Raw genomic sequence first — 17,609 nt, 5'->3', positions numbered from 1 at the left:
CCGATTCCCACGGTGCCGCGACCGGCGGGCTTTCGTCACTTTTCGGCCTTCTTCGGCAGGCTGTTGAAGCGGCCGGGGTCGAACGGGTCGCGCGAATTACTCTTCGGCGGCACCGCTGCGGGCGGCACCGCGACCGGGGCGGGCGGGGCAAACGGCTTCGCCACCACCGGCTGCGCCGACGTGCCGACGATAGCACCGGGCAGGCTCACGGGTTCTGCTTCCGGAACTGCGGCCGCCTTGGGTGCCCAGTTGCCGGCGAACCCTTTGCCCGTCGCCTTCGGCAGCACCGCCAGCACCCAGGTTTCGAGGTGTTGGAACGCCGGCCGCTGGCGGTCGCCGAAGGCCGCCAACTTCTGCCCGCCGTGGGTCGTCAGCGAGTAGGTGAGCAGCGGACTGGTCGTCGGGTTGTCGCGGTTTAGTTGTCCCGCGGTCGCCTTCAGGTTGGCCGCCGTCGCTTCCGGGTTCGTGTAGCCCTCCGCGATGCGGGTGAGCTTGAACGCCCCGGTGTGACCCTTCTGCGCGTGACAGTTGGCACACTGGTTCAACAAGACGGGCTGCACCTTCGACGCGAACACGATCCCCGCGTCGGCGGGCAACTCCGCAACTTGCGGCGGGCCTTTCTCCGTCGTCGGTGCTGTCGCGGCGGCAGGCTTCACGGCCGGGTCGGTGCGTGGCTTGGCCGCGACCGCTTTCTCCAACTTCACGACCGCCTCACGCACAATCGAGTCGGTCGGGGCTAATGCGGCCGCCGCTCGCGCGTGGCTCAACGCCCGATCGGTCATGCCGACCTTCTCGCACCAGCCGGCGAGCTTCAGGGAACCGTCGGCCGTGCCGATGTTGGCCTTGCTCGCGACGAAGTCGTAGACCTTGTCACGGGAATCGCCGACGTAGGTGATGGACTTGCCCGAGAGAACCTTCGCCGCCCCGGTAGCCGGCGTGACGCGCACGAACCCGCCGTCGAATTCCTGGACCGTTCCTTCCAGGATGCTCAGGTCGTCGAGCAGAACGGCCTTCACCGCGGGCGGTTCCGCCAGAGCTGGCAGCCCAGCGAGGAGTAGGATCGCGACGGCCCACGAAGAGGATCGGTTCATGGTGTGGGGTTATAACTTCGACCGTCGACGGGTCAAGCCGGACTGTCGCCGTCACCCGCGAACACCGTTCGCCCGCCGTCCACCGGCAGCAGCACGCCGGTCAGGAAGTCGTTCTCGACCAGCGACAGCACCGCCTGCGCGACGTGTTGCGGCGTGCCCTCGCGCTTGACCAGCGTGGCGTCGATCACTTGCCGCCGTTCGTCCGCGGGCATGTCCGGCGGCAACATCACCGGCCCCGGCAGCACGGCGTTCACACGCACCTTCGGGTTCCGCGTCCCCAACTCCACGGCGAGACTGCGGGTGATCGCGGACACCGCTCCCTTGCTCGGGAAGTACGCGGCGTAGCCGAGGTACGGCCGCACCTCGGCCCAGTCGCCGACGTTCACGATCACGCCGCCGATCGGTTGCTTCACCATTGCGAGGCCGACGTGCTGGCACATCAGGAACGTGCCGAGGGCGTTCGTGTCGAAGTGCCGGCGGACGTCCTCGGCCGTCACCTCTTCGAGCGGCTTGCGCTCCCAGATGGCGGCGCAGTTCACCAGCACGTCGATGCGGCCGAGCTGGTGCAAGACGGCGTCCACCAGGCCACGCACCGTCCCTTCGTCTTGCAGGTCCGCCGGGAAGGTCTGCACCGCGACCCCGTGCCGGCGGAGGGACGTGGCTGTTTCTTCCGCTTCCGCCGCGGAACTGCGGTAGTGCACGGCGATATCGTACCCGCGGGCGGCCAGCGCCTCGGCGACGACCGCCCCGACCCGCTTTTTGCCGCTGCCCGTGACCACCGCGACGCGATTCGTTGACATCGGCCTTGCACCCGGAACGTCTGGCCCGATCTCGCGGGCCGGGGTATCGTGATCCGCATGAACATCTTAGTCACGGCCGGCAACACTCAGACGCCGATCGACCGCGTGCGGTGCATCACCAACATCTTCAGCGGTCGCACCGGTGCGACCATTGCGACGAAGGCCGCCGAGTACGGCCACGCCGTCACGCTGTTCACGTCGCACCCCGATGTGGTCGAAGCCGGGCACGCCCTCTGCGTTCAGTCTTACCGCACGTTCGAAGACCTCGAATCGCTGATGGCCGGTGCGATTCCCGGCGGCGGGTTCGACGCCATCGTCCATGCCGCGGCGGTGAACGACTACCACGTCGTCGGCACCTTCGCGAAGAAAGGGGAGGCGTTCGTAGACGTGTCGGCCGGCAAGGTGAAGGGCCACCACGCCGACCTGTGGTTGAGACTGACGCCCGCCCCGAAGCTGATCGACAAGGTCCGCACCGTCTGGCACTTCGCCGGTACCCTCGTGAAGTTCAAACTCGAAGTCGGTGTGACGGAGGCCGAGTTGCTCGACATCGCCGAGCGGTCGCGCACCCACTCCGGGGCCGACCTGATGGTGGCGAACACCCTCGACGGGATGAAAGACTGGGCGTACCTCGGGGCCGGTGAAACGTACCATCGCGTTACCCGATCAGAACTTGCGTCAAAGTTACTCGCCGCGGTCGAAGCTCGACACACGTCGGATCGCCTGGACTGACGCCGCCAGGGTTGGGTAAGGTATTCCGGCGTCGAGCCGAGACGTATCATGACCGCAGTCGCCTGCCTGTAAGTCGGGCGGAGTTCCAGGGTATTGCTTTTCATGCGCACGTATCCATCCGCCCATTCGCAGTCCCGATTCCGACCGTGGAGCCGGGTCGGCCTTGTTTCGCTGATTGCTCTGACCTTTGGTTGCCAGGGGCAAAAGGCCGCACCGCAGGCCCCGCCGCCGCCGGCCGTATCGGTCCTTCAACCGGCCATGTACTCGGTCCAGAATTACTTCGAGTACAACGGCTACCTCGACGCCGTAGAGATGGTGCAAGTGAAGGCCCGCGTGAAGGGCTACCTGGATAAAATTCACTTCAAGGAAGGCCTTGAGGTGGAGAAGGGGGCGGCCCTGTATTCCATCGACCCGCGGGAGTACGAGGCTGGCGTCGCGAAGGCTCAGGCCGACATCGCCCGAGCCGTGGCCGACATCGCCAACGCGAAGGCCCAGATCAAACTGGCCGAGACGGAACTCAAGCGGCAGACCGATCTCGGCAACGCCAGTGCCCAGACCGATAAGGACAAGGCCGTCGCCACCCTCGCCGCGAACCAGGCGCAGTTACAGACGGCCCTGGCCAACGAGCAGGCCGGCGAAGCCGCCCTCCGCACGGCGAAACTCGAACTCGAGTACACCCAGATCAAGGCCCCGATCGGCGGGCTGATTAACCGCACGCTCGTGACGCAAGGCAACCTCGTCGGTCAGAGCGAAACGACGCTGTTGACGACCATCGTGCGGATGGACGAACTCTACGTGTACTTTGACGCGGCCGAGCGCGACCTGGTCGAGTACCTCCGTTCCGCTCAAAACGCATCGGCGACGGCGGACGCGGTCCAGGCCGCAATGGAAGTCGGCGTTGCGAACGACCTCGGCTACCCGTATTCCGGCATGATTGACTTCCGCGAGAACCGGGTGGACACCGGCACCGGCACGGTCCGAATCCGCGGCCGCCTCAAGAACCCGCTCGCCGGCAACGGCAGGTCCCGCCTCCTCTACCCCGGCCTGTACTCCAAGGTTCGCGTCCCCGTCGGCTCGCCGCGCGTGATGCCCGTCATCCCGGAGGACGCCTTGATGACTGGGCAGGAGGGCCGTTACGTCTTCGTCATTGGTGAAAACGGCATCGCCCAGAAGCGGATCGTGACCGTGCAGCCGCAGGTCGTGTGGAAGGTTGCCCCGGCGGGAGTCGCGCCAACTCCGCCGTGGATGCTCAACCCGCCGGCCGAGCAGAAGATGCTTGACGGGTCGGTCGGGAAGCCGTTGCCCCCCAAGTCGGCCCTCGCGGTCGTGGCGATCGAGACGGGGCTGGCAGCGGGGGACCGCATCGTGGTGAACGGCCTTCAGAAGATCGTCCGTCCGGGGATGGAAGTTAAGCCTGAGTTGTGGGCGCTCCAACCGCCGCCGCCCGCGAAGTAGTGCCACCGCCCCTGGAACCGCCCCCTCAACCTCGGCTCGGACCTTATGATCTCTCGTTTCTTCATCGACCGCCCGATTTTTGCGAACGTCCTCGCGATCCTCACCATGCTCTTCGGCGTCGTCGCCCTCCAGCGGCTACCGATCGAGCAGTACCCGTCGATCACGCCGCCGACGGTCATCGTCACGACGAGCTACCCCGGCGCGAACGCGAAAATCGTCGCCGACACCGTCGCCGCCCCGCTCGAGCAGGAGGTCAACGGCGTCGAGAACATGATGTACATGTCCTCGACGAGTTCGGCCGACGGGTCGTACCAACTGACGATCACTTTCGAGATCGGCACGAACCTCGACACCGCCCAGGTTCTCGTGCAGAACCGGCTGGCGGTCGCCCAGCCGCGCCTGCCGGCCGAAGTCCGGCAGCAGGGTGTGACGGTCAAGAAACAGTCGTCGAACATCCTGCTCGTGATTTCGCTCACGTCGCAGGATAAGACGTTCCCCCCGATCTTCCTGTCGAATTTCGCCACGCTTCAACTCCGGGACCAACTCAGCCGCGTCGCCGGCGTCGGGGAGGTGACGGTCAAGGGGGCCGGTAACTACTCGATGCGGGTCTGGATCGACCCGGACAAGATGGCCGCCCGGGGACTGACAACGAAGGACGTCGAAGCCGCGCTCGCCCGCCAGAACGTGCAGGCCGCGACCGGCCAAATCGGCCAGCCGCCGGTCGGCAACGGGCAGGCGTTTCAACTCACCGTGACCACCCTCGGCCGCCTGACCGACGTGCGGCAGTTCGAGGAGATCGTGGTGAAGTCGGGGGCCGGGGGGCAGATCGTTTACCTTCGGGACGTCGCCCGTGTGGAACTCGGTGCCCAGACTTACGATTCGTTCGAGACGCGGTCCGGCATGGCGGCCGCCAACCTGCTCGTCTACCAACTCCCCGGCTCGAACGCGCTCGACGTGGCCAAGCGGGTCGAGAAAACGATGTTGGAGGACATCGGGCCGACGCTGCCGAAGGGGATGGAGTACACGATCCCGTTCAACACCACGAAGTTCGTGGACTCGGCCATCACGAACGTCTACTCGACGATCCTCGAAGCCGGCGGGCTGGTCCTCATCGTCATCCTGATCTTCCTGCAAAGTTGGCGGGCACTGCTCGTGCCCGCGACCACGGTCCCGGTCACGATCATCGGCGCGTTCGCGTTCATGTACTTGTTCGGGTTCTCGATCAACCTGTTAACGCTGTTCGGCCTCATCCTGGCCATCGGCATCGTCGTGGACGACGCCATCGTGATCGTCGAGAACGCCGCCCACCACATCGAGAACGGCGAATCGCCGCGGAATGCGACGATCAAGGCGATGAACGAGGTCACTGGGCCGGTCATTGCCATTACTTTCGTGCTATTGGCCGTGTTCATCCCGACCGCCTTCCTCGGCGGCATCACGGGGCAAATGTACCGGCAGTTCGCCCTGACGATCGCGGCCACGGCCGTCATCAGCGCCGTGAACGCCCTCACGCTTAAGCCAGCCCAGTGCGCCGCCTATCTGCGACCGCACGCCGGCAAAAACTTCTTCACGAAGATCTTCGACTTCTTCTACAAGCCCGTCGAGAGGCTGTACGACTGGTTCGTCCGTCAGTTGGTGAAGGTCTGGTGGCTCGTACTCGTGCTGTTCGTCGGGGTGGGCGTGCTCACTACGAACTGGTACCGGGCCATTCCGACTGGCTTTTTGCCCGAGGAAGACCAGGGTTACGTCATCGTCGCCGTGCAATTGCCGGACTCGGCCTCGCTGGAACGAACGCGGGAAGTGGCCGACAAGCTGAACGAGGTGCTGGCCCGGTACAAGGAACGGGGCATGGTCGAGAACTGGTTCGTACTCGGCGGCCTGTCGCTACTCGACGGCACCGCGGCCCCGAACGGTGCGACCGCGTTCATCGCCTGGACCGACTGGTCGCAGCGGACGAAGCCGGAGGAGTCGCAGACGGCGCTCAAGAACGCCATCCAGGGCGAACTGTTCGGGTTCAAAGAGGCGAACATCTTCGTGATCATCCCGCCGTCGATCATGGGCCTTGGCTTCTCCGGCGGGTTCGAGATGAAGATCGAGGACAAGGGCGGCGTCGGCTCGGACACGCTGCAAGAACGGACGCAGGCGATCATCACCGAGGCGATCAAGAACCCCGAGATCCTTCCACCCCCGGCCATCCGGAGCACCTTCCGGGCCGGCGTGCCGCAGATTTACCTCGACATCGACCGGGTGAAGGCCGAGAAGATGGGTGTACTGTTGAGCGATGTGTTCGCCGCGCTTCAAGCAAACCTCGGTTCGATCTATGTGAACGACTTCAACGTCTTCGACCGCACGTATCAGGTCCGCGTCCAGGCCGACGCCTTCTTCCGCGGCGACACTCGGTTGCTCCGCCGTCTGGAAGTCCGCAATCAGAGGGGCGACCGCGTGCCGTTGGCGACGCTGTTGACGGCCGAAGTCCGCGTTGGCCCGCAGTCGATCATGCGGTACAACCTGTACCCGTCGGCCACGATCAGCGGTGGGACGGCCCCCGGTTTCAGCTCCGGGCAAGCTCTCGACGTGATGGAGCGGACGGCCGGCCAGGTCCTCCCGCAGACGATGGGCTACGAGTGGACGTCGATCGCCCACCAGGAGAAGCGGCTGGCCCCACAACCGCACGAAATCCTCGGCTACCAATTCACCCTGAGCGAGTCGGTGGTGGTCTTTGGCCTGGCCGTGTTCCTCGTGTACCTCGTGCTGGCTGCCCAGTACGAAAGTTGGTTGTTGCCGCTGGCCGTGATCTTGGTCGTGCCGCTCGGTATCTTCGGCGTCGTCGCCGGGGTGAAGATCCGCGGCCTGGACAATAACATCTACACGCAGATCGGCGTGGTCCTCATCATCGCTCTGGCGTCGAAGAATGCGATCCTGATCGTCGAGTTCGCCCGCGAATTGCGGATGGCCGGGAGGTCGATCCGCGAGGCCGCGACGACGGCCGCGCGGATGCGGTTCCGGCCGATCTTGATGACTTCGATCGCGTTCATCCTCGGGGTGGTCCCGCTGGTGTTCGCGACGGGGGCGGGGGCGGCGAGTCGGCGGTCACTCGGCACGGCCGTGTTCGGCGGCATGATTTCCTCAACGGTGCTGGCCGTGTTCTTCGTGCCGGCGTTCTACGTGGCGATTCAGACGCTGATCGAACTCATCAACGGCCCGTCGAAGCCGAAGAACGAGGAAGAGAAGAAGCACGCCGAGGAAGTGGCCTTGAGCGTCGCGCCGCAAGAACCGGCGCACGCCGTGGCGGAATAGTCGTCGCCCCGGTATGCTGTTCTCCACCTCTCCGGTGGAGAACAGCATCATGCGCTCTTGGATCGCACTTCTTGTCGTGAGTCTCTTCACGCACTCAACCGCTTTTACTGCCGATCGGCCAGCCGAAGTCGAGAAGGCTCTCGCGAAGGCGAAGGACAACCGCCCGCAACTCGAAGCGGCCCTCGACGGCGTGCCGAAAGAGCAGCGGAAGGGAATGGAGTTCCTCGTCGCCAACATGCCCGACCGCGACCTGACGACGCTAACCGCGGACTTCCTGAAGGCGAACCACGCCTTGGCGTACAAGGCCAAGCAGGACGTGCCGTGGGGCAAGGACATTCACGAGGATGTGTTCTTCAACAACCTGCTGCCCTACGCGAACATCGACGAGAAGCGAGACCCGTGGCGGCAAGAATTCTCCGACCTGTGTCGGCCAATCGTCAAGGATTGCAAGACGCCGACCGAAGTGGCGATGAAGCTGAACAAGGAACTGTATCCGAAGCTGGCACTGAAGTACGCCCCGCAGCGAAAGGCCCCGAACTTCAGCCCGAAGGAATCGATCGCCCAGGGCACGGCCTCCTGTACCGGCCTGTCGATTGTCCTCAGCGACGCCTGCCGGGCGGTGGGTGTGCCGACACGGTTGGTTGGCACGCCGAACTGGTCCGACAAGCGCGGCAATCACACCTGGCTCGAAGTCTGGGACAAGGACTGGCACTTCACCGGGGCGTGCGAACCCGACCCGCTCGGCCTCGACCGCGGCTGGTTCGTCGGCGACGCGGCCAAGGCGCAGAAGGACAATCCCGAACACGCCATCTACGCCGCGAGCTTTCGTAAGACCGATCAGCACTTCCCTCTCGTGTGGGCACGCGACAACAAGAACGTGCCCGGCGAGAACGTCACCGACCGCTACGCTAAGACGACCGCGAAGAAGGCCGACACCGTCCGCGTGTCCATTCGCGTGTTAACCGCCGACAAGAAGCGGGTCGCGGCGGCCGTGACGGTGAGCGGCGGAAAGGCGAAGTTCGAAGGCAAGTCCCGGAGCGAGTCGGCCGACTTGAACGACACCCTCGAGTTCGACCTACTGCCGGCGACCGAGTACACGGTGACAGTCGGCGACGTAACGAAGAGGATCACGACAGGTAAGGCCGGTGAATCGCAAGCTGTCGTAGTGGAGTTGAACTCGAAGTAAGCGCAACGGCGAGCGGCCCGGCGTGAGCGGGCCGTGTCTCGATACGCTTAGACACGGCCCGCTCACGCCGGGCCGCTCGCCTTCCTTCAGAACGATTTGCCATGCGTACAACTTTCGCACTTCTCTTGCTCGCCCTTCCCCTTGCCGCTTCCCCGCCCGACGCCGGCAAGTCCGCCAAGGCCATCAAAGCCCTTGAAGCCGCGCTGACCCCGAACGCAGCCGACCTCGAACCGATACCCTTTGTTAACGTGCCGCTGACGAAGGCCGATGCCGCGACCGCCCGCAAGCTCATCTGGGAATACCACGCCGCCACGGTGCGAAAGGACCGGGCCGCCGAGATCAAGGACCGCGTGCTGAAGGACGGCAAGTTGGAGATGCCGTTCGACTTCAAGACGTTCGGCGAGAAGCCGAAGGGTGGCCGTAGTCTCTGGCTGTCGCTGCACGGCGGCGGCAACGCTGCGAAACAGGTCAACGACAGTCAGTGGCAGAACCAGAAGAAACTGTACACGCTCGACGAGGGCATCTACCTCGCCCCGCGGGCACCGACGAACACCTGGAACCTCTGGCACGAGGCCCACATCGACCGCCTCTTCACGCAGCTCATCGAAGACCTGATCGTGCTGGAAGACGTGAACCCGGACCGTGTCTACGTGATGGGCTACTCGGCCGGCGGCGACGGCGTGTACCAACTCGGCCCACGCATGGCCGACAGTTGGGCGGCTGCCGCGATGATGGCTGGGCACCCGAACGGCGTGTCGCTGCTCTCACTGCGGAACGTGCCGTTCGCCCTGCAAGTCGGCGGCAACGACGCGGCCTATAAGCGGAACGAGGTCGCGAAGGAGTACGGCGAGAAGTTGGACAAGTTGCAAAAGGACGACCCGAAGGGGTACCAACACTTCGTGAAGGTCCACGAGGGGAAGCCGCACTGGATGAACCTGGAAGACAAGGTCGCCCTGCCGTGGATGGCGAAGTTCAGTCGCAATCCGGTGCCCGACCGTGTCGTGTGGAAGCAGACTGGCACACCGCACGACCGCTCGTACTGGCTGGCCGTGCCGGACGCCGAGGCGAAGAATGATACGCTCGTCGTCGCGCAACGCGAGGGGCAAAAGGTAGACATCGTGACGGCCGAGAAGGTCGGCAAGCTGATCGTGCGGTTCGACGACCGCGTGGCCGACCTAGAGAAGCCGGTGACGATCACGCACGCCGGTAAGACGCTGTTCGAGGGCAAACCCGACCGCACCATCGGCATACTGTTGAAGACGCTCGCCGGCCGCGGCGACCCGAAACTGATGTTCGAGGCCGAGGTGAGCGTGGACCTGGCGGTGAAGTGATGGAAGGAGGCAGTTGATGTTCATCATTCTTGGCGAACGAGAGCGGAACATTGAACAGTCGCGGGACGAATTGTATTGCCCGAATTGCAACGCGACGCGCGCGTTCAAGCGGATGCGCATTGGGAGCTACTTTACCTTGTTCTTTATCCCGCTCTTTGAGACGCGACGCATCAAAGATTACGTCGAGTGCCTTCATTGCAAGTTGCAATTCAATCCCGACGCAGTGAACAGTGACCCGCCATCGCTGGCTTATCGCGCGGTCACCGCCGCTCGCTCAGACCTTGAATCGGGAACGGCTGTTGAGCAAGTCATTGACAAACTCGCGAAGGCGATGACCACCCGCGAGTTGGCGAAGCAATTTGTTGATTCCGCGGCCGGCGCGGCACGCCGGAAATGCAAGGCGTGCAACCTCACGTACATCCTGATTGTTGAAAATTGCAATTGCTGCGAACGCCAATTGGCCGCCGAATGAAGGACTATCTCATGCTAAGTCGCGTCTGGCTTGCGTTGGCTCTAATCATCGCTGTCCTACCACTTCTCGCGGCCGACGGCCCGGCCGAACACCCGGCGCCGCGTGGCTATGTCTGCCTCAAGGCCGAGAAGTCGCCGGTCATCGATGGCAAGCTCGACGATGATGCCTGGAAGGCCGCGCCGTGGAGTGAGGACTTCGGGGACATCGAAGGTGAGAAGAAGCCGAAGCCGCGGTACCGCACGCGGATGAAGATGCTCTGGGATGACAAGGGGCTTTACATCGCTGCCGAGATGGAGGAGCCGCACCTGTGGGCGACGTTCACACAGCACGACGCGGTCATCTTCCAAGACCCGGACTTCGAAGTGTTCCTCGATCCCGACGGGGACAACCACCTCTACGGCGAACTCGAACTGAACGCGAAGAATACGACGTGGGACTTGCTGCTCTCGAAGCCGTACAAGGACGGCGGCAAGGCTCTCAACGGATGGGAGATTATCGGCCTGAAGACGGCCGTCGCCCTTGACGGCACGCTCAACGATTCGACCGACACCGATAAGGGCTGGTCGGTCGAAATCTTCTGGCCGTGGGACGGGTTGAAAGAGATGTCCAACGCCGCCACACCGCCGAAGGACGGGGACCAGTGGAGGATCAACTTCTCGCGCGTCGAGTGGGACACGACAATCGAGAACGGCAAGTACGTGAAGGTGAAAGGCAAGCCCGAACACAACTGGGTCTGGTCGCCGCAAGGCGTCATCGACATGCACCGCCCGGAACGCTGGGGTTACGTGCAGTTCAGCACGAAGACGAGCGGCAAGGTGGCATACACGCCCGACCCGGCACAGGGCGTGAAGGACGTGCTGCACGAGTTGTACTACGCCCAGCGGGACTACCAGAAGAAGAACAACCGCTTCGCGAAGACCGTCGCCGAGTTAGGCTGGAAGCCGCCGAAGATCGGCACGCCGGAGATCGAAGTTACACGCAACGGCTTCGAGGCGACGCTGAAGGCGTGGACGATTCGCGACGACAGTCGAATCACCAACAAATAGAAACGAGGCCGCTGGGCGAGCAAGGGCGGGGAGTTCCTGCCCTTGTTCGCCCAGCGGCCTCGTTGAAGAGTCTCCACTCGCGCCTATCATCTCCTCGCACCCTCTCTCCGAATTCATTCCCGTCGCCTCGGAGTTCCGCACCCGTGAAGATGCTCTACACCCTGCTGCTCACCGCCGGACTGGCGGCGGCCGCACGCAGTTCGGACGACACGCGCTTGCTGTCGATGCCGGCCGTTAGTGCGAAGAAGATTGCCTTCGTCTACGGCGAAGACCTGTGGACCGCCGACCTCGACGGCAAGAACGCCAGGCGGTTGACGACCGATCTCGGCGTCGAGTCGTACCCGGTCTTCTCGCCGGACGGCTCGATTCTCGCGTTCAGCGGTCAGTACGACGGCAACGTCGACGTGTACACGCTGCCCGTCGAAGGTGGCTCGCCGACGCGGCTGACCTACCACCCGAGTGCCGATGTCGTTCGCGGCTTCACGCCGAAGGGCGAGATCCTGTTCTCGTCGAACCGCAACGTCTTCTCGACCCGGCACAGCCAACTGTTCACACTCCCGCTGGCCGGCGGGATGGCCACGCAACTGCCGATCCCGTGGGGGTTCGAGGCGTGTTATTCGCCGGACGGCAAGTACATCGCGTACACGCCGGTCCGCGATGCCACGCCGCAGTGGAAGCACTACCGCGGCGGCACCCACAGCCGCATCTGGGTCTACGACGTGGCGACGCACGACGTGGTCGAAATCCCGCAACCGAAGGATCGGTGCAACGACCTCGACCCGAACTGGCTGGGCGACACGATCTACTTCCGGTCAGACCGGGCCGGCGAGTATAACGTCTTCGCGTTCAAGCCGAACGGTCACAAGCCGGCGACCGAGGACGTGAAGCAAGTCACCGAGTTCAAGGACTTCCCCGTCCTCGATATCAACCACGGCGACGATCGGCTGATTCTCGAACAGGCAGGCTACCTGCACCTGCTGAAACCGGGCGAAACGTCGCCGACGCGGTTGAAGGTGAGCATCGCGACCGATTCGCCGGAAGCGCGGACGCGGTTCGTGAAGGGGGCGAAGTACGCCCGCGACGCGAGCGTGTCGCCGAGCGGGTCACGGGCCGTCATCGAGTTCCGCGGCGAGATCGTCACCGTGCCGGCCGAGAAGGGCGACCCCCGTTACCTGACCAGCACGCCGGGTGTTCACGAGCGGTCGCCGAGTTGGTCGCCGGACGGCAAGACGATCGCGTACTTCTCCGACGAGGGCGGCGAGTACCACCTCGTCCTCGCCCCGCAGTCCGGCAAGGGCGACAAGAAGACGATCAAAATGACCGGCGGCGGCTTCTACTACGGCACGACCTGGTCGCGGGATTCGAAGAAGCTGCTGTACGTCGATAACTCGCAATCGCTGTTCTGGCTGGACGTCGAGAGTGGCAAGATCACGAAGATCGTGTCGGCCCAGGACGGCCTCGGCCGCGGCGTGTCGAACTCGTCGTGGTCGCCGGACAACAAGTGGGTGACGTACTCGATGGAGACGCCCGCGAAGGTCGGCCGCGTGTACGTCTACTCGCTGGAGCAGAACAAGTCGTTCCCCGTGACCGACGGTTTGAACGAGGCCGTCAGCCCGGCCTTCGACGCAGGCGGCAAGTACCTCTACTTCCTGTCGTCGAGCGACACGGGGATGAGCAAGCACGGCTTCTCGCAGTCGGCCTCGGACGTGCGATCGCCGCGGTTCAGCGTCTACATGGCGGTGCTGCAAAAGGACGTGCCGTCGCCGTTCCTCCGCGAGAGCGACGAGGAGAAGGGCATTCAGCCGATGACGCCGGGCAACCCCGCCCGCCGGCCCATGATCGACGACGAGAAGAAGGAGGAGCCGAAGAAGAAGGACGAACCCAAAAAGGACGAGCCGAAGAAAGACGCCCCGAAGCCGGACGAGGAGCCGAAGAAGACTGAGCCGAAGCCGGCGAACCAGTTCCGCATTGACTTCGCGGGGATTGACCAGCGGATCATCGCCCTGCCGATGCCGTCGGGCAGTTACGGCAGCCTGCAAGCGGGCGCGGCGAACCAGGTGTTCGTCCTGTCGCGGCCCGAGGGTGGCGGTCGCGGTGAAGGCGGAGGTGGCGGCGGTACGCTGATGAAGTTCGACGTGGAGGCCCGCCGGGTCAGCACCGTGCAGGCCGGCGTCGGCAGCTACGAACTGACGCCCGACGGCCGCAAGATGCTCTACTCGCAGGGCGGCGACTGGTACATCACCAGCACGTCCGGCGGTGGCGGTGCGGCACCCGCGGCGGCCCCGGCGTTGGGCGGCAGTCGTCGCGGTGGTGGCGGTGCGGCGGCCCCGGCTGAATCGACCGGCGGTGGTGGCGGGAAGTTGAACCTGGACGCCATCGAAGTGCGGGTCGACCCGCGGGCCGAGTGGAAACAAATCTTCCACGAAGCATGGCGGATCAACCGCGACTTCTTCTACGACCCGAATATGCACGGGGCCGACTGGCCAGCCGTCGAGAAGAAGTACGAACCGTTCCTCGAACACGTCAACAACGGCGGCGATCTGTACAAGGTTATCCGCTGGATGCTCTCGGAACTCGCCGTCGGCCACAGTTACACGACGCCAGGGGAGCGGGTCAATGAGAAGAAAACCGTCGGCGGCGGGTTGCTCGGGGCCGACTACGAAGTCTCCGACGGCCGCTACCGCTTCAAGAAAATCTACAGCGGGCTGAACTACACGTCGGAGCTGCGGTCGCCGTTGACGGCCCCCGGCGTGAACGTGAAGGAAGGCGACTTCCTGCTCGCCGTCCGCGGCGTGGACCTGAAAGCGCCGACCGAGATTTATTCGCTGTTCGAGAACGCGGCCGGCAAGTCGATCGAACTGACCGTCGGCCCGACCGCTGACGGCAAGAACAGCCGCACGGTCACGGTGGAACCGCTGTCGAACGAGTTGGCCCTCCGCAACCGCGAGTGGGTCGAGGGAAACCTCCGCAAAGTCGCGAAGGCGACCGACGGCAAGGTCGGCTACGTCTACGTGCCGGACACGGCGGGGCAGGGGGTGGCGTACTTCAAGCGGTACTTCTACCCGCAGGTGGACAAGGACGCGCTCATCATCGACGAGCGGTTCAACAGCGGCGGGCAGATCGCCGACTACTACATCGACACGCTTCGCCGGCCGTTCGCGTCGTATTGGGCACCCCGATACGGTAGCGAGTGGCGGTCGCCGAGTGCGGCGGTGTTCGGACCGAAGGTGATGATTGCCGACGAGGGGGCGGGTTCGGGCGGTGACATGCTGCCGTACATGTTCAAGAAGTTCAAACTCGGGCCGGTCGTCGGCAAGCGGACGTGGGGCGGCCTCGTCGGCATCAGCGGCTACCCGGTGTTGATGGACGGCGGCACCGTCACGGCCCCGAACTTCGCCATCTGGACGCCGGAAGAAGGCTGGATCGTCGAGAACGAGGGCGTCGCCCCGGACTACGACATCGACATGCTGCCGAAGGACCTGATCGCCGGCAAAGACCCACAGTTAGAGAAGGCGATCGAACTGGCGCTGGAGGCCCTGAAGAATGAGCCGAAGAAGGAGATCAAGCGGCCCGACTACCCGAAGCGGGCGAAGTAAACGCAGAAGCCCCCGGACGTCGTCCGGGGGCTTCTTTCACTTACGCGACCACCGCCAGCTTCTCCAATTCGCTTTCAATTTCGGCCAACTCACGCTCGCCGGTCGCCAGTTCCGTCTGCAAGCCTTCGAGCTTCGCGACGGCCGTGTTGCGCGTCTTGTGCTTCTCGCCGAGGATGCGCTTCAGGTCAGCGACCGCCTTCTCGGCGTAGCACGCATCCTTCTCGGCCTTCACGACGGCTTCCGGCAGCTTCGCGATCCGGGTGCGAATTTCGACCTGATCGGCCAGCAACTGCGACCGCGTCGCGCGGGCCTGGGCTCGCTTCAGGACGACGTTCTCCGGCGCGGCCGGCGGCAGTTGTGCCGCGGGGGCCGGCAAGATCGTCACGCGGGTTGCGGCCACTTCGACCGACTCCCGGAACGACTTCCCTTTCGCCTTGTGGTACACGACCGTCAGCAGGAACGTGCCGAGCGCGATCACGATGGGGACCGGGTTCGCTTCGATGCCGTACTGCACACGCTCGACGGCCCGCAAGGCGGCCTCGCGGTACGCTTCGACCTGCGGGACGTCCATCGTCGCCCGTGCGCCGGCCACGGCCAGGCCGAGGGCAACTGCCAACATTGCGATCTTCTTCATGGTGAATCCCTCCGGTGCGTCCTCCTACCTGGTTGAAAAACTCGGTCAGAAGCGGACGTAACGGAGATAGGAGGGGCAGGAAAGAAGGTGGTTCGCGGGAAAATTGGGTTCGCCCCGCAACGTAGGCCAGGCCAACACTGCTGGGCGAGTCCGATCCGCCGACAGTGTCGGCTTCGACCGGCGGGCGAAATCTCAGACGGGCGTGCAGAGATTCTGCGAAAACTCGGGTGACTTTACGGATTGTTTCGATTTTCGCCACGCCGGTTTGCACACCCCGCGATGTTGCCCTAAAAGATTTGAACGACTGGATTCATCGCCGGTGCCGTGTTGCCGATCGGTAACACGGTCGCCGACCGCACCCCCTGGCGGTTTTTGAATCCCGTCGCCCGCCGCCCGCATTCCGATTTCGGCTACGGGGTTATAGGCTCAGGGGAGATTGGGTCGTATGTCGTTCGCCCGCCGGTTGCTGTTCGTCGCCACGGATCACCGCTTCGGCCAATCCGTCCAGACGCACGTTCACAAGTCCTTCCTGCTCACGGCCCCGGTCGTGCGGTTCGAAGACCTGTCGCACCTTGTCACGCCCGAAACCGACGGCCTGATCGTGTTCCTCGCCGCCGACGCGGATGACGCCGACCGCATCGAGTCGGCCGTGCGGTCGCTCCGGTTGCAACAGCGGCCCGCGAAGGTCGGCGTCCTTCAGGCGGAAGAGTTCGCGGCCTTGCGGCGGCTCGACCTGTCGCAGTTCCCGCCCGAATCCGTGTGGGCGTGGCCGGACAACATCAAGGAAATGAACCAGTGGGTCCGCCGCACACTGACTGAGGGCGTGCCGTTCCCGGACCTGGCCCACGAGCCGCCGGCCGAGCGCATCCGGCGGAAACTGTGCGAACTCACGCCGTCGCTCACGCACCTCGCGGACCAGTTGCAGATTGCCGCCGCCCACGACGTGACGGTGCTGATCCACGGCGAGACCGGGACCGGCAAGACGCACCTGGCGAAGTTGATCCACGAGTGCTCCGACCGCCACGCCGAGCGGTGCCTCGTGGTCGCGTGCGGCTCTCACCCCGGCGGGCAGATCGCCGGCGAATTCTTCGGCCACGCGAAGGGGGCGTTTGCCGGGGCCGACGCGGACAAGGTCGGTAAGTTCGCCGCCGCCGGCCGCGGCACGCTCTTGCTCGACGAGATCGAAGCCGTCGGCCTGGAACACCAAGCATCGCTGTTGCGGGTGATTGAGACGGGCGAGTTCGAACCGATCGGCGGCCACGAAACGCACCGTTGCCACGCCCGCATCATCGCCGCGACCAACTGGGACCTCGCCGACGCCGTCGAACGCGGTGCGTTCCGCCGCGACCTGTACTACCGGCTGCACGTCATCACCTTCCACCTCCCGCCGCTCCGGGACCGGCCGCAAGACCTCGCCCCGCTCGTCCGCGGGATGGTCGCCAAGTACAGCACCAAGTTCGGCAAGAAGATCGTCGGCATCCACCCCGACGCGATGCGGGCGGTCGAAGCCTTCCCGTGGCCGGGCAATATCCGGCAACTGGAGAACGTGATTCAGCAGGCCGTCCTCGGCTGTACCGGGCCGGAGCTGCACGCCTCGCACCTGTCGCCGGTCGTGCGGCAATCGCCCGGCGGGAACGGCGACACGCTCTCGGGCGTCGCGCACAACTCGCTGGCCCAGAACCGCGAGACGACCGAGCGGACGGTCATCATCCGGGCGCTGGAGAAGGCCGCGTTCAGTCGCACGCGGGCCGCACAGTTCCTCGGCGTGAGCCGGGTGACGCTGTACAAGAAGATGAAGAAGTACGGCCTGCTGTCGAAGGCATCGACCATGCTCGCCCTGCCGAACGAGCTGCCCGCAGCGCGGCTCTAGCCACGAGTCCCAGCCTGCGGGATATCCCGCAGGCTGAGCCAATCGCATTTGCCCTTCCCATCACTATTCCCGTTGCGTTAGACTCTCCCGTTGTTTTGACGC

Annotated in this window: 12 protein-coding genes; 9 read left to right on the top strand and 3 right to left on the bottom strand. The window is 64.6% G+C overall.

The genetic code is table 11. The annotated features are described in order from the left end of the window. Positions 1 to 35: 35 nt before the first annotated feature. Both PX52LOC_RS35535 and PX52LOC_RS35530 read right to left on the bottom strand, forming a co-directional pair. Positions 36 to 1,091 (bottom strand): hypothetical protein, encoded by a 1,056-nt coding sequence (locus PX52LOC_RS35535; RefSeq protein ID WP_149114530.1) that lies wholly within the window; start codon positions 1,089 to 1,091, stop codon positions 36 to 38. 32 nt (positions 1,092 to 1,123) lie between these two features. Continuing rightward, positions 1,124 to 1,891 (bottom strand): SDR family NAD(P)-dependent oxidoreductase, encoded by a 768-nt coding sequence (locus PX52LOC_RS35530; protein ID WP_149114529.1) that lies wholly within the window; start codon positions 1,889 to 1,891, stop codon positions 1,124 to 1,126. A gap of 57 nt (positions 1,892 to 1,948) precedes the next feature. Between PX52LOC_RS35530 and PX52LOC_RS35525 the strand changes: the two genes are divergently transcribed. The 8 genes from PX52LOC_RS35525 (at position 1,949) to PX52LOC_RS35490 (ending at position 15,003) form a co-directional block, all read left to right on the top strand. Beyond that, a complete protein-coding gene (locus PX52LOC_RS35525) occupies positions 1,949 to 2,620 on the top strand; it encodes a phosphopantothenoylcysteine decarboxylase domain-containing protein (protein ID WP_149114528.1) in 672 nt (223 codons plus the stop codon). A gap of 102 nt (positions 2,621 to 2,722) precedes the next feature. After that, positions 2,723 to 4,075, top strand: coding sequence for an efflux RND transporter periplasmic adaptor subunit (locus tag PX52LOC_RS35520; RefSeq protein WP_149114527.1), 1,353 nt, complete (start codon positions 2,723 to 2,725; stop codon positions 4,073 to 4,075). Positions 4,076 to 4,120: 45 nt separating this feature from the next. Continuing rightward, positions 4,121 to 7,372 (top strand): efflux RND transporter permease subunit, encoded by a 3,252-nt coding sequence (locus PX52LOC_RS35515; protein ID WP_149114526.1) that lies wholly within the window; start codon positions 4,121 to 4,123, stop codon positions 7,370 to 7,372. A 49-nt stretch (positions 7,373 to 7,421) separates the two neighbouring features. Next, on the top strand, positions 7,422 to 8,558 hold the full coding sequence (locus tag PX52LOC_RS35510) for a transglutaminase-like domain-containing protein (RefSeq protein WP_168219409.1): 1,137 nt from the start codon (positions 7,422 to 7,424) through the stop codon (positions 8,556 to 8,558). A 101-nt stretch (positions 8,559 to 8,659) separates the two neighbouring features. Next, a complete protein-coding gene (locus tag PX52LOC_RS35505; protein WP_149114524.1) occupies positions 8,660 to 9,889 on the top strand; it encodes an alpha/beta hydrolase family protein in 1,230 nt (409 codons plus the stop codon). A 16-nt stretch (positions 9,890 to 9,905) separates the two neighbouring features. After that, complete coding sequence (locus tag PX52LOC_RS35500) at positions 9,906 to 10,361, top strand: zinc-ribbon domain-containing protein (protein ID WP_149114523.1); 456 nt, start codon at positions 9,906 to 9,908, stop codon at positions 10,359 to 10,361. 11 nt (positions 10,362 to 10,372) lie between these two features. Then, a complete protein-coding gene (locus PX52LOC_RS35495) occupies positions 10,373 to 11,407 on the top strand; it encodes a carbohydrate-binding family 9-like protein (protein ID WP_168219408.1) in 1,035 nt (344 codons plus the stop codon). A 149-nt stretch (positions 11,408 to 11,556) separates the two neighbouring features. Beyond that, complete coding sequence (locus PX52LOC_RS35490) at positions 11,557 to 15,003, top strand: S41 family peptidase (RefSeq protein ID WP_246173818.1); 3,447 nt, start codon at positions 11,557 to 11,559, stop codon at positions 15,001 to 15,003. A gap of 40 nt (positions 15,004 to 15,043) precedes the next feature. On the opposite strand, the gene PX52LOC_RS35485 is transcribed toward PX52LOC_RS35490, so the two are convergent. Further along, positions 15,044 to 15,637 carry a hypothetical protein gene (locus PX52LOC_RS35485; RefSeq protein WP_149114520.1) on the bottom strand — a complete coding sequence of 198 codons (594 nt, stop codon included), beginning with the start codon at positions 15,635 to 15,637 and terminating at the stop codon, positions 15,044 to 15,046. A 445-nt stretch (positions 15,638 to 16,082) separates the two neighbouring features. Between PX52LOC_RS35485 and PX52LOC_RS35480 the strand changes: the two genes are divergently transcribed. Further along, a complete protein-coding gene (locus PX52LOC_RS35480) occupies positions 16,083 to 17,507 on the top strand; it encodes a sigma 54-interacting transcriptional regulator (RefSeq protein WP_149114519.1) in 1,425 nt (474 codons plus the stop codon). Positions 17,508 to 17,609 lie beyond the last annotated feature (102 nt).

The sequence above is a fragment of the Limnoglobus roseus genome (assembly GCF_008254045.1).
In the GTDB taxonomy this organism is placed as follows: Bacteria; Planctomycetota; Planctomycetia; order Gemmatales; family Gemmataceae; genus Limnoglobus; species Limnoglobus roseus.
Note: the sequence above shows the minus strand (reverse complement) of the source record. Positions and strands in the feature narration are given on the sequence as shown.

Bases quoted from the DNA above. Each gene is read 5' to 3' on its own strand.
- PX52LOC_RS35535 (WP_149114530.1), bottom strand. From the start codon at position 1,091: ATGAACCGATCCTCTTCGTGGGCCGTCGCGATCCTACTCCTCGCTGGG.
- PX52LOC_RS35530 (WP_149114529.1), bottom strand. From the start codon at position 1,891: ATGTCAACGAATCGCGTCGCGGTGGTCACGGGCAGCGGCAAAAAGCGG.
- PX52LOC_RS35525 (WP_149114528.1), top strand. From the start codon at position 1,949: ATGAACATCTTAGTCACGGCCGGCAACACTCAGACGCCGATCGACCGC.
- PX52LOC_RS35520 (WP_149114527.1), top strand. From the start codon at position 2,723: ATGCGCACGTATCCATCCGCCCATTCGCAGTCCCGATTCCGACCGTGG.
- PX52LOC_RS35515 (WP_149114526.1), top strand. From the start codon at position 4,121: ATGATCTCTCGTTTCTTCATCGACCGCCCGATTTTTGCGAACGTCCTC.
- PX52LOC_RS35510 (WP_168219409.1), top strand. From the start codon at position 7,422: ATGCGCTCTTGGATCGCACTTCTTGTCGTGAGTCTCTTCACGCACTCA.
- PX52LOC_RS35505 (WP_149114524.1), top strand. From the start codon at position 8,660: ATGCGTACAACTTTCGCACTTCTCTTGCTCGCCCTTCCCCTTGCCGCT.
- PX52LOC_RS35500 (WP_149114523.1), top strand. From the start codon at position 9,906: ATGTTCATCATTCTTGGCGAACGAGAGCGGAACATTGAACAGTCGCGG.
- PX52LOC_RS35495 (WP_168219408.1), top strand. From the start codon at position 10,373: ATGCTAAGTCGCGTCTGGCTTGCGTTGGCTCTAATCATCGCTGTCCTA.
- PX52LOC_RS35490 (WP_246173818.1), top strand. From the start codon at position 11,557: ATGCTCTACACCCTGCTGCTCACCGCCGGACTGGCGGCGGCCGCACGC.
- PX52LOC_RS35485 (WP_149114520.1), bottom strand. From the start codon at position 15,637: ATGAAGAAGATCGCAATGTTGGCAGTTGCCCTCGGCCTGGCCGTGGCC.
- PX52LOC_RS35480 (WP_149114519.1), top strand. From the start codon at position 16,083: ATGTCGTTCGCCCGCCGGTTGCTGTTCGTCGCCACGGATCACCGCTTC.